The organism is Streptomyces sp. NPDC002092 (assembly GCF_053593775.1).
The window spans coordinates 375,397-395,562 of the sequence record NZ_JBSFDG010000004.1; the positions used below are offsets into that span (position 1 = coordinate 375,397).

At 70.7% G+C, this 20,166-nt stretch carries 19 protein-coding genes and 2 pseudogenes; 16 read left to right on the forward strand and 5 right to left on the reverse strand.

From position 1 onward, the window contains the following. Window positions 1-53: 53 nt before the first annotated feature. The 5 genes from ACWCRD_RS11825 to ACWCRD_RS11845 all read left to right on the forward strand — a co-directional run bounded on the left by ACWCRD_RS11825 (window position 54) and on the right by ACWCRD_RS11845 (window position 4,721). A complete protein-coding gene (locus ACWCRD_RS11825; RefSeq protein WP_450965839.1) occupies window positions 54-1,277 on the forward strand; it encodes a sugar kinase in 1,224 nt (407 codons plus the stop codon). Then, window positions 1,274-2,050: an IclR family transcriptional regulator gene (locus ACWCRD_RS11830; protein WP_450965685.1), complete on the forward strand. Its 777-nt coding sequence runs from the start codon at window positions 1,274-1,276 to the stop codon at window positions 2,048-2,050. Before ACWCRD_RS11825 ends, ACWCRD_RS11830 begins: the two co-directional genes overlap by 4 nt. Next, window positions 2,047-2,457 (forward strand): RidA family protein, encoded by a 411-nt coding sequence (locus ACWCRD_RS11835; protein WP_450965686.1) that lies wholly within the window; start codon window positions 2,047-2,049, stop codon window positions 2,455-2,457. The genes ACWCRD_RS11830 and ACWCRD_RS11835 overlap by 4 nt, the downstream gene beginning before the upstream one ends. Window positions 2,458-2,590: 133 nt before the next feature. Beyond that, window positions 2,591-4,099 carry a GntP family permease gene (locus tag ACWCRD_RS11840; RefSeq protein WP_450965687.1) on the forward strand — a complete coding sequence of 503 codons (1,509 nt, stop codon included), beginning with the start codon at window positions 2,591-2,593 and terminating at the stop codon, window positions 4,097-4,099. 64 nt (window positions 4,100-4,163) lie between these two features. Continuing rightward, complete coding sequence (locus ACWCRD_RS11845) at window positions 4,164-4,721, forward strand: hypothetical protein (protein WP_450965688.1); 558 nt, start codon at window positions 4,164-4,166, stop codon at window positions 4,719-4,721. A gap of 10 nt (window positions 4,722-4,731) precedes the next feature. Here ACWCRD_RS11845 and ACWCRD_RS11850 read toward each other — a convergent pair whose 3' ends face one another. Then, window positions 4,732-6,075 carry a M14 family metallopeptidase gene (locus ACWCRD_RS11850; RefSeq protein ID WP_450965689.1) on the reverse strand — a complete coding sequence of 448 codons (1,344 nt, stop codon included), beginning with the start codon at window positions 6,073-6,075 and terminating at the stop codon, window positions 4,732-4,734. 238 nt (window positions 6,076-6,313) lie between these two features. On the opposite strand from ACWCRD_RS11850, the gene ACWCRD_RS11855 reads away from it, so the two are divergent. From ACWCRD_RS11855 to ACWCRD_RS11865, 3 genes are all read left to right on the forward strand, one after another. Next, the gene (locus tag ACWCRD_RS11855; protein WP_450965690.1) at window positions 6,314-8,686 is read left to right on the forward strand and encodes an ATP-binding protein; all 2,373 of its coding nucleotides are present in this window, start codon (window positions 6,314-6,316) and stop codon (window positions 8,684-8,686) included. A 53-nt stretch (window positions 8,687-8,739) separates the two neighbouring features. Next, window positions 8,740-9,645 (forward strand): anti-sigma factor RsbA family regulatory protein, encoded by a 906-nt coding sequence (locus tag ACWCRD_RS11860; protein WP_450965691.1) that lies wholly within the window; start codon window positions 8,740-8,742, stop codon window positions 9,643-9,645. 77 nt (window positions 9,646-9,722) lie between these two features. Further along, window positions 9,723-10,205: an ATP-binding protein gene (locus tag ACWCRD_RS11865; protein ID WP_450965692.1), complete on the forward strand. Its 483-nt coding sequence runs from the start codon at window positions 9,723-9,725 to the stop codon at window positions 10,203-10,205. A gap of 47 nt (window positions 10,206-10,252) precedes the next feature. Here ACWCRD_RS11865 and ACWCRD_RS11870 read toward each other — a convergent pair whose 3' ends face one another. The 3 genes from ACWCRD_RS11870 to ACWCRD_RS11880 form a co-directional block, all read right to left on the reverse strand. Further along, window positions 10,253-11,494, reverse strand: a complete 1,242-nt coding sequence (locus ACWCRD_RS11870; RefSeq protein WP_450965693.1) for a hypothetical protein — start codon at window positions 11,492-11,494, stop codon at window positions 10,253-10,255. 75 nt (window positions 11,495-11,569) lie between these two features. Next, window positions 11,570-12,076: a SigE family RNA polymerase sigma factor gene (locus tag ACWCRD_RS11875; RefSeq protein WP_450965694.1), complete on the reverse strand. Its 507-nt coding sequence runs from the start codon at window positions 12,074-12,076 to the stop codon at window positions 11,570-11,572. 65 nt (window positions 12,077-12,141) lie between these two features. Then, window positions 12,142-12,330: a hypothetical protein gene (locus ACWCRD_RS11880; protein WP_450965695.1), complete on the reverse strand. Its 189-nt coding sequence runs from the start codon at window positions 12,328-12,330 to the stop codon at window positions 12,142-12,144. On the opposite strand from ACWCRD_RS11880, the pseudogene ACWCRD_RS11885 reads away from it, so the two are divergent. Both ACWCRD_RS11885 and ACWCRD_RS11890 read left to right on the forward strand, forming a co-directional pair. Further along, window positions 12,319-12,521, forward strand: a pseudogene (locus ACWCRD_RS11885) (ATP-binding protein); the annotation flags it as partial. The gene ACWCRD_RS11880 and the pseudogene ACWCRD_RS11885 overlap by 12 nt on opposite strands. A gap of 183 nt (window positions 12,522-12,704) precedes the next feature. Continuing rightward, window positions 12,705-12,821: pseudogene (locus ACWCRD_RS11890) on the forward strand (DUF6531 domain-containing protein); the annotation flags it as partial. 292 nt (window positions 12,822-13,113) lie between these two features. On the opposite strand, the gene ACWCRD_RS11895 reads toward ACWCRD_RS11890, so the two are convergent. Further along, a complete protein-coding gene (locus ACWCRD_RS11895; protein ID WP_450965696.1) occupies window positions 13,114-14,820 on the reverse strand; it encodes a chitinase in 1,707 nt (568 codons plus the stop codon). Between the two features lie 297 nt (window positions 14,821-15,117). On the opposite strand from ACWCRD_RS11895, the gene ACWCRD_RS11900 reads away from it, so the two are divergent. The 6 genes from ACWCRD_RS11900 to ACWCRD_RS11925 all read left to right on the forward strand — a co-directional run bounded on the left by ACWCRD_RS11900 (window position 15,118) and on the right by ACWCRD_RS11925 (window position 20,147). Then, window positions 15,118-15,954, forward strand: a complete 837-nt coding sequence (locus ACWCRD_RS11900) for a hypothetical protein (protein ID WP_450965840.1) — start codon at window positions 15,118-15,120, stop codon at window positions 15,952-15,954. A gap of 93 nt (window positions 15,955-16,047) precedes the next feature. After that, complete coding sequence (gene cpaB, locus ACWCRD_RS11905) at window positions 16,048-16,755, forward strand: Flp pilus assembly protein CpaB (protein ID WP_450965697.1); 708 nt, start codon at window positions 16,048-16,050, stop codon at window positions 16,753-16,755. A gap of 9 nt (window positions 16,756-16,764) precedes the next feature. Beyond that, window positions 16,765-18,018, forward strand: a complete 1,254-nt coding sequence (locus ACWCRD_RS11910; RefSeq protein WP_450965698.1) for an AAA family ATPase — start codon at window positions 16,765-16,767, stop codon at window positions 18,016-18,018. 2 nt (window positions 18,019-18,020) lie between these two features. Beyond that, on the forward strand, window positions 18,021-18,407 hold the full coding sequence (locus tag ACWCRD_RS11915; protein WP_450965699.1) for a pilus assembly protein: 387 nt from the start codon (window positions 18,021-18,023) through the stop codon (window positions 18,405-18,407). 1 nt (window position 18,408) lies between these two features. Then, the gene (locus ACWCRD_RS11920) at window positions 18,409-18,786 is read left to right on the forward strand and encodes a TadE/TadG family type IV pilus assembly protein (protein ID WP_450965700.1); all 378 of its coding nucleotides are present in this window, start codon (window positions 18,409-18,411) and stop codon (window positions 18,784-18,786) included. Window positions 18,787-18,809: 23 nt separating this feature from the next. Further along, window positions 18,810-20,147 carry a CpaF family protein gene (locus ACWCRD_RS11925; protein ID WP_450965701.1) on the forward strand — a complete coding sequence of 446 codons (1,338 nt, stop codon included), beginning with the start codon at window positions 18,810-18,812 and terminating at the stop codon, window positions 20,145-20,147. Window positions 20,148-20,166 lie beyond the last annotated feature (19 nt).

Genomic DNA, 20,166 nt, shown 5'->3' on the forward strand with positions numbered 1-20,166 from the left:
CCGACGGCGCCGGTGCCGTCGAGGTCGTCGATGTCGTCACGCTCGGCGAGTCCATGGTCACGTTCCTGCCCTCCCGTCCCGGTCGCCTCGCCGACGTCCCCTCCTTCGACCGCGCCATCGGCGGCGCGGAATCCAACGTGGCCTGCACCCTCGCGGCCGCCGGGCACTCCGTGCGCTGGGTGAGCATGGTCGGCGCCGACGGGTTCGGCGACCACCTCGTCGAGGCGATCGGGGCGTACGGCGTCGACGTCACCGCCGTACGGCGGGACCCGGCGCGCCCGACCGGCATCTACTTCCGCACGGCCGGCGACCGGTCGACCGCCGCCCACGAGGTGGCGTACTACCGGACCGGCTCCGCGGCCTCCGCGATGACGGTCGGCAACACGGACCTGGACGCGGTGCGCGCGGGCCGGGTACTGCATCTGTCGGGGATCACGGCGGCGTTGTCCAAGGGGTGCCTGGGGTTGATGCGCGAGCTGACCGCGCCGCGGGCCGGGCGCCCGCTGATCTCCTTCGACGTCAACTACAGGCCGGGTCTGTGGCCGGACGCCGACGGGGCGGGCGTGCTGCTGGAACTGGCGCGCGGCGCCGACGTCGTCTTCGTGGGGGAGGACGAGGCGGAGGAGGCATGGGGGGTGACGGGGGGACCGGAGGCGGTGCGCGCGGTGCTGCCGGAGCCGGGGGTGCTGGTGGTGAAGCAAGGGCGCGTGGGGGCCACCGCTTTCGTGTCGGCCGCGGGCGGTGATGGGCTGGTCGCGCCCACGCGGCGGAGCCGCACATGTCACAGCCCCGCGCCCCTGAAACCGACCGGCGGTCAAGCCGTGCCGCCCGCGGCAAGCCGCTCCGCACAGCCTGCGGGCAGTCGTGCCGCTGGGGCGGCTCATGACCCGAAGACAGGCGGCACCCCGCAAGCGCGGGCCGGCGACACCGCCCCTGCCTCGGCCCCCACGCCGGGCGTCTTCGTCCCCGCCCTCGCCGTGGACGTCGTAGCGACCATCGGCGCCGGAGACGCGTTCGCCGCCGGATTCCTCTCCGCCACCCTCCGCAACCTCCCCTTGAGGGAGCGCCTACGCCACGGCCACCTCACGGCGGCAGCCGCCCTCACCGCCCAAGGCGACCTCGCCCCACCCCCCGCCCGCCACCACGCCGACCGCCTCGCCGCCCTCGACGACGAGGCGTGGGGGAAACTTCGACTCGGCCCCGGCTGGACGCAAGCCGATGATCACGCCGTGGAGCGAGCCGTCGATCGGGCCGACGAGGAGGTACGTACGCCATGAGCCAGACCGTCGACCGCGCGCTCAGCATCCTGCCGCTGCTCGCGGAGGGTCCCGCCGACCTCGGCCAGGTCGCCGACCGCCTGGACGTGCACAAGTCCACGGCCCTGCGCCTGCTGCGCACGCTGCACGAGCACGGCCTCGTCTACCGCCAGTCCGACCAGCGCTACCGCCTCGGCGCCCGCCTCATCGCCCTCGCCCAGGAGGCCATGGAGAACCTCGACATCCGCGAGATCGCCCACCCCCACCTCGTACGCCTCAACGAGCAGTGCGGGCACACCGTCCATCTCGCCGTGTACGAGGAGTCCGAGGTCCTCTACATCGACAAGGTGGAGAGCCGCTACCCGGTCCGGATGTACTCGCGGATCGGCAAGCCGGTCGCGATCACCGTCGCCGCGGTGGCCAAACTGCTCCTCGCCGACCTGCCCGAAGGGGAGCGCCGGGCGCTCGCCGACAAGCTCGACTACCCCATGTACACCTCCCGTTCCACCCCCAACGCCCCAGCTTTCCTGGGGGAGTTGGACACGGTGCGCGAACAGGGCTGGGCCACCGACCTCGGCGGCCACGAGGAGTCCATCAACTGCGTCGCCGCACCGATCCGCGGTGCCGACGGCCGGGTCGTCGCCGCCATGTCGGTCTCCGCGCCGAACGTCGTCGTCACCGCCGACGAACTCCTCACCCTGCTCCCCCTGGTGCGCCGCACGGCCGACGCGATCAGCGGGGAGTACTCCGGAAGAACCCCCGTGAAGGACAGCGAAGCGAAGGACCCCCTATGACCGACAAGATCGCGCTCACCCCCAAGACCCACACCACTCCGCCCGCGAAGTTCTCCCACGGCGTCAGGAAGGGCAACATCCTGCAGGTCGCCGGCCAGGTCGGCTTTCTGCCCGCCGAGGAGGGCAAGCCCCCCACGCCCGCCGGTCCGACCCTGCGCGAACAGACCCTCCAGACCCTCGCCAACGTCAAGGCGATCCTGGAAGAGGGCGGCGCGAGCTGGGACGACGTGATGATGATCCGCGTCTACCTCACGGACGTCGACCACTTCGCCGAGATGAACGCCATCTACAACAGCTACTTCGAGGAACAGGGCCTCACCCAGCCGCCCGCCGCGCGCACGACGGTCTACGTCGGTCTGCCCGCGGGTCTCCTCATCGAGATCGACGCGCTGGCCGTACTCGGCTGACGGCCTCTCAACTCACGCAAGCCAACTCCCGCACACCGTACGCACTCACGGCCCGGCGCCCGTCATCCCAAGGGGCGCCGTGCCGCGATCCCCCCTGCCCGAGAGCCTTATGCACTTACGTAGAGGACCCCCAATGTTCCTCCCGCTCGCCGCAACAGCCCCAGCCCCCGTGGCCCCACCCCACACCGGAGGCCTGCTCCTGCTGGTCGACGGAACGGCCGGCCTTCTCACCGTCGCCGCCATCGGTATCGCCCTGCTCCTCTTCCTGATCATCAAGGTCAGACTCCAGCCGTTCGTCGCGCTGCTCGCCGTCTCCATAGCCGTGGGGCTGCTGGCGGGCCTGTCGGTCACCGAGCTCTTCGGCACGGTCCAGCGTTCGGACGCGGTGTCCACCATCGAGACCGGCATGGGCGGCATCCTCGGCCATGTCGCGATCATCATCGGCCTGGGCACGATGCTCGGCGCGATCCTCGAAGTCAGCGGCGGCGCGGAGGTGTTGGCGTCACGCCTGCTGGGCCTGTTCGGCGAGAATCGGGCCCCGCTCGCGATGGGCCTGACGGGCCTCATCTTCGGCATCCCGGTCTTCTTCGACGTGGGCATCTTCGTCCTCGCGCCCATCGTCTACGCCGCCGCCAAGCGGTCGGGCAAGTCGATCCTGCTGTACTGCCTGCCCCTGCTCGCGGGCCTGTCGATGACCCATGCGTTCCTGCCCCCGCACCCGGGGCCGGTGGCCGCGGCCGGACTGCTCCATGTGCAGCTCGGCTGGGTCATCCTGATGGGCGTCGTCTGCGGCATCCCGGCGGTGCTGGCCGCCTGGGCGTTCTCCGCCTGGATCGGCCGCCGCATCTTCGTCGCCGTACCGCAGGACATGGTGGAGGCGGCGGCGGAGGCGAAGCTGGCTGCCCCCGTGCGGAGCGCGGTGATGGATCGCAGCAACGAGCAGCGGGAGCAGGGCGTCGAGCCGCGCGAGCACCCGGTGCCGCTGGGCACGGTGCTGGGCATCATCGGCACCCCCCTGATCCTCATCCTCGCGGCCACCTTCTCCTCCATCGCGCTGGACCCCTCCACCGGCCGCTCGGTGATCGAGTTCTTCGGCCACCCGTTCGTGGCCCTGACGATCGCGCTGCTGCTGGCGTACTACCTGCTGGGCATCCGCCGCGGCTGGTCCCGCAAGTCCCTGGAGACGGTGTCCACGGCCTCGCTGAAGCCGGTGGGCAACATCCTGCTGGTGGTCGGCGCGGGCGGTGTCTTCGGCGCGATCCTGAAGGCGAGCGGTGTCGCGCAGGCCCTCTCGGACACCTTCCACGACGTGGGTCTGCCCGTGCTCGTCCTCGCCTACCTGATCTCCGTGGTCCTGCGCGTGGCCCAGGGCTCGGCAACGGTGGCGATCGTCACGACAGCCGGAATCGTCGCCCCCCTCCTGACCGAGGGCCACCACTCCCAGGCCTTCGTCGCCCTCGTCATCATGGCCATCTCGGCAGGCTCGATCTTCGCCTCGCACGTCAACGACGGAGGCTTCTGGATGGTCGCCAAGTACTTCGGCATCAGCGAGCGGGACACCCTCAAGACGTGGACGGTGCTGGAGACGGTGCTGTCGGTGGTGGGGTTCGCGGTGGCGGCGGTGCTGAGCCTGTTCGTGTAGGCGTCTCATAACGAAGTTGGGGCTGGCTGTGTCCGCCACAGGATCTTCGACCATACTGCCCGCTGTGGAGCAGCGCATAGGATCGAGCAGCCAGCCCCTGAAGGGCGAGCCCGTGACCGGTGCCGGATTCGACCCGGCCTTCATTCCCGGGCTCACCTCACCCGTCTCCGAGAAGCCGGAGGAGGTCGAGGCGGAAGACGCCGCGCCCGCCGAGCCCGAGCCCGAGCTCAAGGACGAGGACGTCGAGTCCGGGGCCGAGGAGCAGGAGCCGGCCGCGGAGGACGAGGACTCCGGGGACGGTGACGAGGACGAGGTCCCCGACGGGCCCGTCTTCGAGGCCTCCGACCGGCGCGCCAGGATCGTCGCCGATCACAGAGGCGTCCGCCTCACCCTGGACGACCAGGAGTGCGAGTTCCGCTGGGACGAGATCGGCGCCGTGGAGACCGAATCGCCCCGCTTCGGCAAGCGGTTCACCATCACCGTCCACACCCCCGACCGCCGCTGGTACCCGATCGAGATCGAGGCGACGGCCAGGGCGCGATTCAGCGAGTGGGACGAACAGCTGGACGCGGTCCTCGACGCCTACTTCGAAGACGGCACCGAGGCCGAGGACGCCGACTAGCCGCCGGCCGCTAGCTGCAGTACTGGGCCGCCTTGCCGATGGACCGGTACATACAGTCCGCGTTCTCCAGCAACTGCAGCACCGCGTCCCGGTTCCGTGACGTCTCCCGCTCGATGACCTCGTCGGGCGGGTAGAACCCGCCCCCGGCACTGGACGTCGGATACATCTCGAAGGTGTAGTCGAAGATCTTCTGACTGCCCCAGAGGTAGTCGTCGATCGAGCCGTCCGTGATGTACAGGTCACTGGACTGCTCGGCGGTGTACCCGTTGCTCGCCGCCATCTTCTGCCCCACGGCCTTGAAGGCGGCGGCGTCGTCCGCCGTCATCCCGGCCGCCGTGTCCGAGTAGGTGTACCCGAACGGCCACAGCACCAGCTCGCTGTAGGTGTGGAAGTCGATCCCTGCGGTGATCTGCTGCTTGCCGCCGACCACCCGGCTGCGTACGAAGTCGGCGACCACCTTCACCTCGGGCGCGGACTCTGCCGCGGCACCGCGGTAGGTCTCGGACGACGTGGAGCCCGAAGAGCCGCCGCAGCAGCCCCACTTGTAGTTCCAGTTCCGGTTGAGGTCCGTACCGACGTACGAGGAGCCGGAGTTGGGCTGACGGTTCTTCCGCCACGACCGGTAGGAGCCGGTCGCGATGTCGTACTCGCCGCCGTCCGGGTTGAGATCCGGCACGATCCAGATCTCGCGGCCGTTCACCAGGTTGGTGATGCGGGAGTCGCTGCCGTAACCGGCGCCCAGCTCGCGCAGCAGATACAGAGCCATCTCCACCGTCAGGTGCTCACGGGCGTGCTGGTGGAAGGTGAAGAGCACCTCCGGCTCGTTCTCGTCCGTCGCCACGTTGTCGCTGACCTTGACGGCGACGATGTCCCGGCCCTGGTACGACTTGCCGATCACCCGCTTGCTCATGATGTTCGGGTAGGCCGCGAGCCGCTGGTCGATCTCCGCGTTCATCTCGGCGTAGTTGTGGTACTTCGAGTCGGCCGAGGGGAAGTCGTGGAGCCGTACGCCGTCCGGGGCCGAGGAGCGGTCCGGCGCCGAGCCCAGCGGTGAGACGTCGTAGCCCTGTCGGCGGAGTGCGCTGATCTGTGCCGCGTGCCCGGAGACGACCACCGTCTCCTCGTCGGCCTCGTCCACGGTCACACCGGACGCGGCGATGGCGGTGCGGGTGACGCGGGTGTTGTGGTCGACGTGGATCTCGTACTGGCGGATGTCGTCGGCCGACGGTGCCGCCTTGCGGGCGCTGTCGGCCGTCGCCGAGACGGGTGCCGCGAGGGCGAGGGTGAGCAGGACGGCGAACGCGGCGGTGCGTCTGCCGCCGCGGGCGCCCGAGCCTCGTGTCCGAAGTCGCATGAAGTCTCCTGGGGAGGTGGGGTGGTTCGTGCGACGTGCCTGTGAGCTAGCTGTGCGGGTGCCGCCCATCGTCATGGAATGGCATGGACAGGTCAAGAGAGCGAAAACCGGCCGGAGTGTACGCGCAGCCGTCACCGCACAGGCGCCCTCCGGTGAAGTGCACTCGCGGGTGTGAGGGGAACGTGCATATATGCCGATTGCGGAGAAGAGTGAGGTTCCGTTTCCAGGGAGGCTGATCATGGGCGGATCAGCGCCGCGACGGGACCGTCACCTGCCGGTCGAGACCACCAGCTTCGTCGACCGGCGCGGCGAACAGACCGAGGGCCGCGAACTGCTCGCCAGGGCGCGCCTGGTCACGCTGACCGGACCGGGCGGCGTGGGCAAGACCCGGCTCGCCGCACGCATCGCGGCCCGTGTGGAACGGGCCTTCCCGGACGGTGTGCGCTTCGTGCACCTGGCCGGACTGCACGACCCGGCGCTCGTTCCGCTCGCCGCCGCCGACGCGCTCGGCCTGCACGACCACTCCGCGCAGCCCCCGCTGGACGCCCTGGTCGAGCAGGTACGGGACCGGCGCCTGCTGCTCGTCCTGGACAACTGCGAACACCTGCTGCAGGCCTGCGCCGAACTCGCCGCCGCCCTGCTGCACGGCACCACCGGCGTCCGTGTCCTCGCCACCAGCCGGCACCGCCTCGGGCTCACCGAGGAACACCTCATGGAGGTACGGCCGTTACCCGTCCCGGACCCGGACGGCGATCTCAGCGCGGCCGACGGCTACCCCGCCCTCGCCCTCTTCGCCGACCGTGCCGCCGCCGTCGTCCCCGGCTTCCGGCTGACCGCCGGCAACCGCGCCGCCGTGGCCCGCCTCTGCCGCCGCCTGGACGGCCTTCCGCTCGCCATCGAGCTGGCCGCCGTACGGATGCGGGTCCTCGGTGTCGAACAGCTCCTGGAGCGCCTCGACGACCGCTACCGCCTCCTCACGGCCGGCAGCAGCGCGGCGCTGCCCCGCCACCAGACCCTGCGCGCAGCCGTCGACTGGAGCCACGAACTCTGTACCCCCGAGGAGCAGTTGGTGTGGGCGCGGGCCTCCGTCCTGCCCGGCGGCTTCGACCTGGAGACGGCGGAGGCGGTGTGCGCGGACGGCGAGGGAAGCGACCCGGCCGGAGGCCGGGGGAGGGTGCGTCCGCAGGAGGTGCTGGAGGCGGTCGCGGGGCTCGTCGACAAGTCCGTGCTGGGGAGGGAGACGGGACCGGACGGCGTGCGCTACCGGCTGCTGGACACCCTGCGGCACTACGGCCTCGACCGGCTGCGGCAGCTGGAGGGCGAGGAGGACGCCACCCGGCGCCGTCAGCGCGACTGGATGCAGCGGCGGGCCGCCGACTGCGAACGCGCCTGGTTCGGGCCCGGACAGCGGGAGATCGTCGCCCGGCTGCGGGCCGACCAGGACGGCCTGCGCGCCGCCCTCGACTTCAGCCTGACCGCCCCCGGCGAACGCCTCGCTGCCCTGCGCCTCGCGGGCACCCTGTGGTTCTACTGGCACGCCTGCGGCGCACCCCGCGAGGGCCGCTACTGGCTGGAGCGGGCCCTCGACGCCAACCCCGGACCGACCGTCGAGCGGGCCCGCGGACTGTGGGTGGCCGGCCTCCTGGCGGGCGCCACCCAGGACATGGCCGGAGGCCTGCGCCGCGCACGGGAGGCCCAGGCGCTGGCCGAGCACCTCGGCGACAAGGCCGAGGCCGCCCACGCCGCCTACGTCATCGGCGTCATCCGCCTGTTCGGCAACGAACTGCCCGCCGCCCTCGACCACTTCGAGGCCACCGTCGCCCGCGGCCCCGTCCCCGGCCAGCACCTCAGCCTGCACGGCCTCGACCAGGTCGAACTCGCCTGCGCCCTGGGCTTCCTGGGCCAGGCCGACCGCGCGGTCGAGGTCTGCGAGCGGGCCCGCCGGCTGTGCGAGGAGCACGGCGAGGAGTGGGTGCGCTCGTACGTGCTGCGGATGCTGGCCCTCGCCCACACCGTGAAGGAGGACTGGGACGAGGCCGGACGGCACGCCCGCGATGCCCTGCGCCTCAAGCTCGCCGTCAACGACGTCACCGGCATCGCCCTCACCCTCGACCTGCTGGCCCATGTCGCGACCCGGGCGGGCGCCCACGAACACGCGGCCGCCCTGCTCGGCGGCGCCGACCGCACCTGGGCCGACATCGACCGGGACCGCTGGGGCTCGACCCACCTGGCCGCCATCCGCCGCGACAGCGGCGAGCGGGCGTCGGCCGCCCTGGGACGGGCCGCCTTCGAGCGGTCGTACGAGAAAGGAGGCGCCCTCGGACTCGCGGAACTCGTGGCGTATGCGACGCAGGACGAGGAACCCCGACGCCCCGCACCGGCAAGGGAGACGAGTGGCCGCCGCAGATCCCGGCCCCCGCAGGACAGCACGCTCACCCGCCGCGAGACCGAGGTCGCCGAACTCGTCGCCCAGGGCCTCGCCAACCAGCAGATCGCCGACCGGCTCGTCATCGCCCGCCGCACCGCAGAAGGCCATGTGGAACGCATCCTCAGCAAACTCGGCTTCAGCAACCGCAGCCAGATCGCCGCCTGGGTGACCGCCCAGAACTGAGCCCCGTCCAGGCTCCCCTCCCGGCTCCTCCACCCCCCACAGAGCGGAGAACCATGACCAGCACACCACCCGCCCCCACCCCGTTCGACCACCGCATGGCCGTGTACGGCGCGGACGACGAGTTCGTGGCCGCGGCGCTGCCGTTCCTCGTCGAAGGCCTCGGCGCCCCCGGCGAACCCCCGCCGGTGGCCATCGCCGCCCCCGACAAGCTGGACCTGCTGCGCGACGCCCTCGGGGGCGACACGAAGTGCGTCACCTTCGTCCCGCACACCGAGTGGTACACCGGCTCGGCCGCCAACGCCGTGGCTCAGGGCGCCGGTTACCTCGCCGCGCACGCAGGGCCCGGCGGCCGTATCCACCTCCTCATGGAACCCGTCTGGAACGGCCGCGCTGGGCGCTCCGTCCGGGAGACCACCGAGTGGATCCGCTACGAGGCGCTCGCCAACCTCCTCTTCGCACCGCTGGCGACGACGGCCCTGTGCGCCTACGACACCCGCACCGCCGGCGCGGCCATCATCGAGGCGGCCCGCCGCGCCCACCCCGACACCGCCGTCTACGAGGACCCCGTCCGCCTCGCGGCCGAACTGGACTCCGTACCGCTGCCGTTGCCCCCGGCCACCGCGGAACCGCTCACCCAGCCGTACCGGGAGGCCGTTCGCAGAGGAGCAGCCGCCCGCGGACTGGTGCCCGCGGACGCCGAGTTGTTCACGGAGGCGGTCACCGCGGCGGCCACCGCCCTCGGCCCCCTGACCGGCGCCGTGATGTGGGGGGAGGCGCCCGCCTGCATCTGCGAGCTGCGCGCACCCCGCCGCCTCGACGACCCGCTGGCCGGCTTCGTCCCCCCACCCTTCCCCGAACTGGAACCGGACCAGGGCCTGTGGTTCGCCCGCCAGGTCTGCGCCTACGTCGACATCCGTGACGACGGGACGGGGACGACCGTACGGCTGCAGTACGGGTAACCGCTTGCCCGTACGCAGGTATGGAAACAGGTAGTCCTCCCCGTTTGCCCCGGCACCGGGGAGGACACTCTGAAACCATGCTGGATCTCTCCGGGACCCCCCACCCGGACTCGGACGCTCAGTTCGCCCCGTACCCTCAACCGCCCCTGCGGGCAGGCCATTCGAGCGTGGAGTACGATCCCCGCCCGACCGCCGTCCGCGAGGCCCGCGCGGAGGTCCGAAGACAGCTGGAGGTCTGGGGGCTGACCGACCGGGACGACCTGGTGGACGTCGCCGAACTCCTCGTCAGCGAACTGGCCACCAACGCCCTGCTGCACTCCGCGAGCCGCTTCCGGCTCACCCTCTCCGCCGCGCACGGCGTCCTGCGCTGCGAGGTGCGCGACGGCGGCCGCCGCACCCCGCAGGTGCTGCAGGCGGGCGCCTCGGAGAGCGGCCGCGGGATGTTCCTGGTGAACGCGCTCGCCAGACGCTGGGGCTGCCACCAGGACGGACAGGGCAAGACGGTGTGGTTCGAGCTGGGTACGTGCGGGGCGGACGGCTGCGGCCGGCGGGACCCGTAGCGGCGGGCCCGCCCATGCACCGCCCTTTCTTCTGATGGCGCGCCCGGCTACTGCCGCCACCACTTGGAGCTCAGCGCGATCTCGCGGAGCTGTTTCATGGTCAGTGCGGGGGTCTTGCGGGTCGCGGCGGTGTCCTGTGCGCCGGAGTTGAAAGCACTGATCACCACTCGCCTCCCGTCGGTCCTGATGGTGTCGACGGTCCACATCACGACACCGGCGCCGCCCTTCTCGCCCGGCACCTGGTGCGTGGCGACCTTCGTCCCGTCGGCCAGGACCTCCGCGTCGGAGCCGAAGAGGTCGCCCTCGGCGTCCGACATGTTGGTCTGGACGTTGACCTGGACGAGGCTCTTGCCCCTGCCGTCGTCGAGGACGAGATAGCCGAATCCGGAGTCCTCACCGCTGTCCTCGGACACCTTGAAGGCCCCCTTGGGGAGGAGGGACTTGAGGGTCGGAGCGACTGCCACGGAGGCGGCCGGCCCGGTGTCGCTCGGCTGTGCGGTCGGCCTGCTCCTGTCCGGCGGCATCGCGTCGACGGCGTCCCGCCAGGCACCGGCGGCGGCCAGCTCCCTCAACTGCGCCGGCGACAGCGGGGGTTCGGACCGGCTGACCGGCGCGTCCTTCTCGGCGGCCGCGTTCCACTCGCTCACGCTGACATGCTGCCCCTGTGGCGTGACGAGCTCGGCGCTCCACCACTTGGTGTCCACCCGCCGGTCCGGATACTCGTACCCCTGCAGCACCATGACCACCGAGGCGTCCGGCAGCCGGGTGGTGCTGCAGGCGTCGTAATGGGCGAACGCCTTCCCCGGGCACTCGGTGGTCCTCCGCGCCTCGTCACTGCCCGGCTCGACCCGCCCCAGGTTGACGCTGATGGCCGCTGCGCCCTTTCCGTCGTCGTACACGAGCTGCACGTACGACCCGCGCGCTTCCGCCTTGCTGAACTTCCCCTTGGGAAGCAGGCCTTCGAGGGTCCGGATCAGCTGGTCGCCGGAGACGGGTGAGGGGGCCGGTGTGGCGGCGGCTGTGTGGCCGCCGCTGCCGACCGAGGCCCCGTCCTGGCGTGCCGACGATCCGCCGCCGGGCAGCAGCAGCGCGCCGCTCACGCCGACGAGGGCGAGCGAGGCGGCCCCGCCCGCGACGACGACCCGCCGCCGCAGCAGCAGGCGGCGCCGGCCCCGCAGTTCACCGGCGGCGACGAGCGCGGCCCGGTCGGCGACGAAGGTGTCGCCGGCCTGCCGCAGCCCGGCCGAGAGCTGTTCCTCGAAGGGGTTGCCGTGCTGTTCGAAGGGCATGACGGACCACCGTTTCGCGAAATGGATGAAGGCAGAGAGGGAAGAGGACGGCTCCACAGGCCGGCCAGGTGCCGCTCAGGGGCGGGCGTACTCGCCGAGGTCCTCACCGAGCAGCTCCCGCAGCCGCCCCAGGGCACGGACGCACCGCGTGCGCACGGCTGCCGAGCTGGCGTTCATGGCCTGGGCGGTCTCCTCGATGGAGCGGTCCTCCCAGTACCGCAGCACGACCACGGCCCGGTCCTTGGCGGGCAGCCGGGCCAGGGCCTCCAGGAGGGTCAACCGCAGCGGGGTGTCGCGGCCGTCGTCGGGCACGTCGGGCAGCACGTCGGTGGCACGCTCGGTGCTGCTGCGCCTGCGCTGATGGGTGAGGAACGTACGCATGAGAACGGTCTGCGCGTATCCCGCGGGATTCTCCACGCGGGACACGCGCCTCCAACTGACGTACAGCCGCCCGAGCGTCTCCTGCACCAGGTCCTCGGCCAGATGCGTGTCACCGGCGGTCAGCAGACAGGCGGACCGGTAGAGATGCCCGGCACGCACCGCAGCGAACTCGGCGTACTCGTCCGCGCGTGCCTGTCTCATACCCGTTCCCCCTGTCCGCCGGCGCCGCCCTCACTTCATTGACGCGGTGGGGCCGGAGAAATGTTTCATAGCAGGTGGTCTGCCTTGCCCGCCTTGATGTCGAGGATCATGGTGCGGAGGGCTTCGCGGGTGGCGGTGAGGTAGCTGTCCTCGGCGCCGGCTATGGCGATGTAGGCGTTGCCTTGGGGGTCGGTGCCGAGGCGGAAGCAGCTGGCTCCCTCGCCGCCCCTCCGAGTGATCCCTACGACAGCCATCCCCGCCATACGCAACCCCACCTCGCCAGGACGTGCGACACCCGCCGCCGCGCTGCCCTACGTGTTCTGGCCTGCGTCTGCCGCGCCTGCGACGGTTCCTGGGATTTCGGCGAATCCCACGAACCGGGCGGCGGGAGCGGATGTGGGCGACGCTGCCGAGGGTTACGGCGGCGAAGTATGGCGCATTTTGAGTTCAGCGCCCCGCCGCGGCCAAGCCTGAGATTGCCGCCGATGCGGAGCAGTTCGAGTCCGCAGTATGTCTAAGACGGGTGGCCGCGGCGGCTGAGACGCCCGAACTCCAGCCTGAGTGAACAAGCCTGCGCTAGCGGTCGTTCCGGTTCGACCGTGGCAGTCCGCTCCGCCATACCGTGGCCGACGCGCTGCTGCCCAACAAGCTGCCCCTGGTCTTCACCCGGCAGTTCGAGTCGTCGTACCGGGCGGGCCGCTGGTTCGGCCCGCGCTGGACATCCGTCGCGGACCAGCGCCTGGAGGGTGGCAGCTGCCATAGTCCTGTACGGGCAAGGTCAGGTGGATAGGCTTCTCGCAGTGGCGCAATTGGCCGGCGAAGACTGGAGGGATGCCTTGGTGGCCGGAGGGCTGGCGCACAGCGATTGGTTCGATCGATTGAATGCAGAGTTCGGGCCAGAGTAGTGAGCATTTCCGATCTTCACTAGCGGGAGCGTGGATCGGAAATGCTCAACGATGAAGCTAGAGCGCTGCCCATGGGTGCAGCCGCCGCCCCTCCGCCGCTGCCGCACCGCCAAAGCGCCTCAGACCAGACTGCTACGGCAACCCATGCACATGCGCCCCCACCGCACCCGACCACGAACCGCCCGCAGCCGCGTCCCAGTTGGTCGACCACGTCATCGCGCCCCGTAGATCGGGATACGTCTTCGACGGCTTGAAGGTGCCGCAGTTCGTGCCTGCCGTCAGGCAGTCGAGGGCGTTGTTCACGACCGTCGGGGACACATAGCCGCTGCCCGCCGCGCTCGTCGAGGCCGGCAGGCCCAGGCCCACCTGGGACGGTGTCAGGCCGCCCTCCAGCTGGATGCAGGCCAGCGCCGTCAGGAAGTCCACCGAGCCCTGGCTGTACACCTTGCCGTCGCAGCCCAGCATCGAGCCGCTGTTGTAGTACTGCATGTTGACGACCGTCAGGATGTCCTTCACGTTCAGCGCGGTCTGGAAGTACGCGTTCGACGTGGACTGCATGTCGATCGTCTGCGGGGCCATCGTGATGACCAGGGACGAGCCCGCCTTCGCGGAAAGGGAGCGGAGGGCCTGGGACATGTACGTGGCGTTGAGGCCGTTCTCCAGGTCGATGTCGACGCCGTCGAAGCCGTATGTCTGCATCAGGGAGTACACGGAGTTCGCGAAGTTCGCCGCCGACGTCGAGTCGCTCACCGACACCGTGCCGTTCTGGCCGCCCACGGACACGATGACCTTCTTGCCGGCCGCCTGCTTGGCCCTGATGTCCGCCTTGAACTGGTCGACCGTGTAGCCACCCAGTCCCGCCGAGTCCAGGTTGAAGGTCACGGCGCCCGGTGTGGTCGTGGCGTCCGCGAAGGCCACGGCGATGATGTCGTACTGGGACGAGACGTCGGAGATCTTCTGGACCGTGGCGCCGTTGTTGAAGTTCTGCCAGTACCCGGTGACCGCGTGCTTGGGGAGCGCGGTGCCGCCGCCGGAGGACGCGGTCGTCGTGCCCGTCACCGCCGTCGACTTCGCCGACTCACCCGCCGAATTGGTCGCGGTGACCTGGAAGGAGTACGACGTCGAGGCCGTGAGGCCGGTCACGGTCGCCGAAGCACCCGTCACCGCCGTCACCTTCGTGCCGTTCCGGTAGACGTTGTAGCCGGTCGCGCCCGAGACCGCGCTCCAGGCCAGGGAGACCGAGGAGGAGGTCGTGCCGGAGACCGAGAGGCCGCTCGGCGTGGCGGGGACCGTCGGCGCCGGGTCGCCGCCTCCGCCGCCGTCCGGGCCGTACACCGACACGTCGTCCGCGTAGTACGCGGCCTGGCCGTACCAGCCGTGCGTGTACACCGTCACGGAGGTCGTGGCCGACCCCGTGGTGAAGCTCGTCGTCAGCTGCTTCCAGGAGGAGGAGTCCGGGGTCCAGGTCGACACGTCCGTGGTGCCCGTGCCGGTCACGCCCAGAAAGGCGTAGCCGCCCTGCACCCAGGCGCTCAGCGAGTACGTCGAGTTCGGCTTCACCGCCACCGTCTGGCTGCACCGGGCGTCGTCCTGCCCGGCCGGAGTGGCCTTGAGTGCGGCCGCGCCGCCGTGCACGGGGGCGGAGACCGTCGTACCGCTGCTCGCGGAACAGGTCCAGTTGCTCAGACCGGATTCGAAGCCGGCGTTCCTGGCGTTGTTGACGTCCGCTGCGGACGCCTGGCCCGTACCCGCGAAGGTGAGGGCGAGGGCGGCGGTGACGGCTCCTGACCAGAGCCGTGCTGTCGACAGCCGTGCTGCCGATCGTCTCTGTGGGGACATGACAATACGTTGGTCCAGACCAATTCAACTGTCAAGAGGTCCAGACCAAATGGGCCGCGGACTCGCGCATGGATCGGCGAGATGCTCGAACCTGCCCCGTTTTGACGCAACTTGTGAAACGCCAGTTGCTCATCAGCTACACAAACGCTGTTCTCCGGCCACAGAGGCGTGGATACAGTGCTGAGGTAGTCACGGAGTGAAGTCGTTTCGGTGTCCCGGAGTTACGCGCCGGTTCGCCGACGGGCGTACCACGGGGAGCTGCGCGTGCCAACTGCCATCGCCGTGACCAGTGCCGACATGGCGCTGCCACCGCAGGACGAGCGGACCCTGCCTGCCGTCGTGCTGCAAGACCTGGACAAGCAGCCGCTGGAGCAGGCGCTGGCGGGTGTGCAGAGTCTGATCGACCAGCACGGCCATCTGATCGTCGTCTGCTCACAGGCGGTCTCCGCGGAGACGGGCCGACGGCTGCACACGATCCGCTCCCTGCTGGAAACCGACCGTATGGCCCTGTTCCGTCCCGCTCTGCCCCCGCTCGGACTGGCCGTCCTGGCACGCCAGTTGAGGCAGCTGGCCTCCTGCGATCTCAGCCCCGGGGTGCTCGCCTCCGCCGGCCGCCTCCTCACCCACTACATCCACGCCGGAGCACTGCTCGGCTCGGTCGCCCGCCTCGACCGCCTCGACCGCGTCGAGGTAGGCCTCAGGCAGCACGCCAAGTCCTGGGTGCCGGGCCAGCACTTCGCCGTACTCGCCCATCCCGAGCCGCAGTTGGTGAAGCTCGCCCCCGGGGCCACCCTGCCGGGGCCGGAGTTCGGCACTTCGATGCTGGTCGCCAAGGGGCAGCTGCAGTCGGACTGGGTCACCGCGAGCCTGGCCCCGCAGTGGAACGCGCAGGGGCTGCGGGAGGCGGTGCTGCCGGCCGAGTCCGCGGTCTGGTGGGGCACGGGCAAGCTGATCGAGTTCGCCGCCTTCCTGCCCGACCTGCCCGTGCTGTACCAGCTGGTCACCTCGGTACGGCAGGGCTCCTGCCACTGGTGCGGTATCGACGTCATCGGCGACCGCTGCGTCTTCTGCTCCGCAGGCCCGCCGCCCGTCCTGGAGAACCAGAACCAACTCCCCGCGGGGAGAGGCTCCTGAACGGCATGAACCGGCGGTCCGCCCCGCCGTAGAGGCACCGCTCGCACGATCCCGTCCGCTCGACCGATATCCCCCAATGAGGTTGTACGGTTCATGAACTCCCGTCAGCGCCGTGGCGTGCTACTCCTGCTTCTGTCGGTCGTCTGCGCCCTCGGCGCGTTCGTCGGCGTCCTGTCCGTCATCAGTGACGTGAAGTCCCAGGTCGGGCCCAAGGTCACGGCGTACGAGGTCAAGAGCGACATCAAGCCGTACAGCAGCCTCAGCGCGTCGCAGTTCGAGAAGACCGAGATGCCCAAGCGGTGGCTGTCGGCGAACGCGGTCACCGATCTCGCCGGCATCCGCGGGAAGGTCGCCGTGACGACCCTCAAGAAGGGCTCCCTGCTGCAGAGCGACATGATCGCCGATCAGCCCGCTCTGCAGCCCGGGCAGCAGGAGGTCGCCATCATGATCGACGCGGCGACCGGAGTCGCCGGCAAGATAACGCCGGATTCCAAGGTCAACGTCTACGCCACCTTCGAGGGACAGAAGCAGGGCGACCCCGACCTGTCCAAGATCATCGTGACGAACGCCAGGGTCCTCGACGTCGGCGACCTCACCTCGCTCCAGCCCGACGCAGACAACCGCACCGGCCAGTTCACCAAGGCAGTCCCCATCACCTTCGCGCTCTCCGCCCTCGACGCCCAGCGCCTGACGTACGCGGAGTCCTTCGCCAAGCGGGTCCGGCTCGCGCTGGTCGCGCCGAGCGAGACCGGCACCATCCCGGAGCAGGACCGCACGTACCAACTCGCCAAGGACAAGTGAGAGGCCCCCATGCCCACGAGGATCCTCCCGGCAGTCGGTGACGTGGACGCGGTCCGGTCCATCACGACACTGCTCAGCCAGCTCCCGGACGCCGAGCCGGTGACCCCGGTCGTCGACTCGACCCAGCTCGTCGACACCCTCGCACGGCTCGCCGCCGAGTCCGTCGACGAGCTGCCCGAGGTCGTGGTGGTGCACGAACGGATCGGCCCGGTACCGGCGCTGGAGCTCATCCGCGAGGTGGCCCTGCGCTTTCCCGCGGTCGGGGTCATCCTCGTCACCTCGGACGCGAGCCCCGGCCTGTTCCAGGCGGCGATGGACTACGGCGCGCGCGGCCTGGTGGCCCTTCCGCTCAGCTACGAGGAGCTGGCCAGCCGCGTCCAGGCAGTCGCGCAGTGGTCGGTGGGCGTACGGCGCCATCTCGGCTCCGGCGGCGACGTCTTCACCGGCGTCGGCGGCACCGTCGTCACGGTGAGCGGCGCGAAGGGCGGCGTGGGCGCGACCCTGACCGCCGTCCAACTGGCGCTGGCGGCACAGGCCTCGGGGCGCAGCACCGCGCTGGTGGACATGGACCTGCAGACGGGGGACGTGGCCTCGTACCTGGACGTGCAGTTCCGCCGCTCGGTCGTGGACCTGGCGGCGATCACCGACATCTCACCGCGGGTGCTCGCGGACGCGGTCTTCCGCCACGACACGGGCCTCGCACTGCTGCTCGCCCCGGGGGAGGGCGAACGCGGCGAGGAGGTGACCGACCGGGCGGCCCGGCAGATCGTCAGCGCCCTGCGCTCCCGCTACGAGATCGTCGTCATCGACTGCGGCGCCCAGCTCGGCGGGGCGGGAGCGGCCGCGGTGGAGATGGCCGACACGGCCCTGCTGGTCACGACCCCGGACGTGGTCGCGGTGCGCGGCGCAAAGCGGACCGTACGGATGTGGGACCGGCTGCAGATCCGCAAGGCCGAGGAGACCACGGTGGTCGTCAACCGGCATTCGCGCGGTACGGAGATCCAGCCGCCGCTGATCCAGAAGATCACCGGTACGGCGGTCGCCGGGACCGCGATCCCCGCCAACTTCAAGGAGCTGCAGGGGGCGGTGGACGCCGGCCGGGTCCACGAGCTGGACAGCAGGGGCGCGGTGAAGCAGGCGCTGTGGACGCTGGCGGGGGAGCTGGGGCTGGTCAAGACGGTCACGGGGGCGCAGCGGGGTGGGCGGTTCCGGGGGGACCGCGGGTCGGTGAGTTTCCGGCGGCGCCGGGAGGGTGGGGGATAGGGATGCGGCTGGCGCTGCGCGCAGGCGGGGACAGGGGCCAGGTCACCATCGAGTTCCTGGGCATGATGCCGACGATCATCATCACGCTGGTGGTGCTGTGGCAGCTCGTGCTGGTGGGGTACGCGTTCACGCTGGCGGGGAATGCTGCGGACGAGGCGGTACGGGCGGGGACGGCGGCGAAGGTCGACCGTGACGGCAAGTGCCGGCAAGCGGGGCTCGACAAGCTGGGGGGCGCATGGAGAGAGGGGGCCGAGGCGGGCTGCACGACCGGGAACGGTTATGTCACAGCCGACGTCAGCATCAGGGTCCCCGTCCTCTTCCCGGGCGCGCTCAGCCTCCCGTTCACCGTGCGGGGCCACGCGGGTGCCGTAGAGGAGGCGAAGAACTGAGATGCCGTACGACCGCACGGCCCGTGACCGCGACCGCGGCCAAGTCGCCATCGAGTACCTGGGGTTCCTGCCCATCCTCCTGATCGTCGGGATGGCGGTGGTGCAGCTCGGGCTGATCGCGTACACCGCACAGCAGGCCGGTACGGCGGCCCGGGCCGGGGCGCGGGCGGAATCGCTGAAGCCGGGGACCGCCCAGGAGGGCTGCGCGAACGCGATCAGCAGCGGGCTGTCCGTCACCTGTGTCGCCGCGCCGAACGCCGACACGGTCACCGTCACCGCCACCGTCCAGATCCCGTCGATCGTCCCCGGCTGGGACTTCGACCCCGCCAGGAAGACCGCGACCATGCCTCTCGACTCGACCCACTCGACCACCGGCTGACGCGGGAACAAGGAGCACCGACGATGAGCCTGCGCGCACGCATCAACACCCCCGAGGAGAACGGCCACCGGGGCGAGGACGGCCACCTGGTCGCCTCCTACCGGGCCAAGCTCCTGGAGGAGATCGACCTCGCGGAGATGAGCGCGCTGGCCGCGGCCGAGCGCCGCGCCCGTCTGGAGCGGGTGCTCGGGCACATCATCAGCCGCGAGGGCCCGGTGCTGTCCACGGTCGAGCGCTCCCAGCTGATCCGCAGGGTGGTGGACGAGGCGCTGGGCCTCGGCATCCTGGAGCCGCTGCTCGAGGACGCGTCGATCACGGAGATCATGGTGAACGGCCCGGACGCGATCTTCGTCGAACGAGGCGGACGGGTGGAGCAGCTGCCCCTCCGCTTCCCCTCCCACGACCAGCTGATGCAGACGATCGAGCGGATCGTCTCCACGGTCAACAGGCGTGTGGACGAGTCGAACCCCATGGTCGACGCCCGCCTCCCGTCCGGCGAGCGCGTCAACGTGATCATCCCGCCGCTGTCCCTCACGGGCGCCACCCTCACCATCCGCCGCTTCCCGCGCTCCTTCACGCTCCAGGAGATGATCGGCTTCGGCTCGCTGGACGAGCCCATCCTGTATCTGCTGGCGGGGCTGGTGCAGGCGAAGTCCAACGTGATCGTGTCGGGCGCGACGGGCACGGGCAAGACGACACTGCTGAACGCCCTGTCGGGCCTGATCCCCGAGACCGAGCGCATCATCACGATCGAGGACTCGGCTGAACTCCAGCTGCAGCAGAGCCATGTGATCCGGCTGGAGTCCCGCCCCCCGAACGTCGAGGGCAAGGGCCAGGTCACCATCCGCGACCTGGTGCGCAACTCCCTCCGTATGCGCCCCGACCGCATCGTCGTCGGTGAGGTCCGCGGCGGCGAGTCCCTCGACATGCTCCAGGCGATGTCGACCGGCCACGACGGATCGCTGGCCACGGTGCACGCGAACAGCGCGGAGGACGCGCTGATGCGACTGAAGACCCTGGCATCGATGTCCGAGGTCGAGGTCCCCTTCGAGGCGCTGCACGACCAGATCAACAGCGCCATCGACGTGATCATCCAGCTCACCCGCTTCGCCGACGGCGCCCGCCGCGTCACCGAGATCGCGATCCTCGACAGCCACGGCAGCGAGCCGTACCGCCTGGCGACGGTGGCCCGATTCAACGCACAGCCGATGGCCGCCGACGGCCGCATCCACGGCGCCTTCGAGTACTTCCCGCTCCCACGCCGCACCGCGGACCGCCTCTACATGGCGAGCCAGCCGGTTCCCCAGGCGTTCGGCGTCGCCGAGTCCGCGGCACAGCTCGCCATCCGAGAAACCAGGTAGGAACCGTCCCGATGGAACC

Bases quoted from the DNA above. Each gene is read 5' to 3' on its own strand.
- ACWCRD_RS11825 (WP_450965839.1), top strand. From the start codon at position 54: ATGGTCACGTTCCTGCCCTCCCGTCCCGGTCGCCTCGCCGACGTCCCC.
- ACWCRD_RS11830 (WP_450965685.1), top strand. From the start codon at position 1,274: ATGAGCCAGACCGTCGACCGCGCGCTCAGCATCCTGCCGCTGCTCGCG.
- ACWCRD_RS11835 (WP_450965686.1), top strand. From the start codon at position 2,047: ATGACCGACAAGATCGCGCTCACCCCCAAGACCCACACCACTCCGCCC.
- ACWCRD_RS11840 (WP_450965687.1), top strand. From the start codon at position 2,591: ATGTTCCTCCCGCTCGCCGCAACAGCCCCAGCCCCCGTGGCCCCACCC.
- ACWCRD_RS11850 (WP_450965689.1), bottom strand. From the start codon at position 6,075: ATGCGACTTCGGACACGAGGCTCGGGCGCCCGCGGCGGCAGACGCACC.
- ACWCRD_RS11855 (WP_450965690.1), top strand. From the start codon at position 6,314: ATGGGCGGATCAGCGCCGCGACGGGACCGTCACCTGCCGGTCGAGACC.
- ACWCRD_RS11860 (WP_450965691.1), top strand. From the start codon at position 8,740: ATGACCAGCACACCACCCGCCCCCACCCCGTTCGACCACCGCATGGCC.
- ACWCRD_RS11865 (WP_450965692.1), top strand. From the start codon at position 9,723: ATGCTGGATCTCTCCGGGACCCCCCACCCGGACTCGGACGCTCAGTTC.
- ACWCRD_RS11870 (WP_450965693.1), bottom strand. From the start codon at position 11,494: ATGCCCTTCGAACAGCACGGCAACCCCTTCGAGGAACAGCTCTCGGCC.
- ACWCRD_RS11875 (WP_450965694.1), bottom strand. From the start codon at position 12,076: ATGAGACAGGCACGCGCGGACGAGTACGCCGAGTTCGCTGCGGTGCGT.
- ACWCRD_RS11880 (WP_450965695.1), bottom strand. From the start codon at position 12,330: ATGGCTGTCGTAGGGATCACTCGGAGGGGCGGCGAGGGAGCCAGCTGC.
- ACWCRD_RS11895 (WP_450965696.1), bottom strand. From the start codon at position 14,820: ATGTCCCCACAGAGACGATCGGCAGCACGGCTGTCGACAGCACGGCTC.
- ACWCRD_RS11900 (WP_450965840.1), top strand. From the start codon at position 15,118: ATGGCGCTGCCACCGCAGGACGAGCGGACCCTGCCTGCCGTCGTGCTG.
- cpaB (WP_450965697.1), top strand. From the start codon at position 16,048: ATGAACTCCCGTCAGCGCCGTGGCGTGCTACTCCTGCTTCTGTCGGTC.
- ACWCRD_RS11910 (WP_450965698.1), top strand. From the start codon at position 16,765: ATGCCCACGAGGATCCTCCCGGCAGTCGGTGACGTGGACGCGGTCCGG.
- ACWCRD_RS11915 (WP_450965699.1), top strand. From the start codon at position 18,021: ATGCGGCTGGCGCTGCGCGCAGGCGGGGACAGGGGCCAGGTCACCATC.
- ACWCRD_RS11920 (WP_450965700.1), top strand. From the start codon at position 18,409: ATGCCGTACGACCGCACGGCCCGTGACCGCGACCGCGGCCAAGTCGCC.
- ACWCRD_RS11925 (WP_450965701.1), top strand. From the start codon at position 18,810: ATGAGCCTGCGCGCACGCATCAACACCCCCGAGGAGAACGGCCACCGG.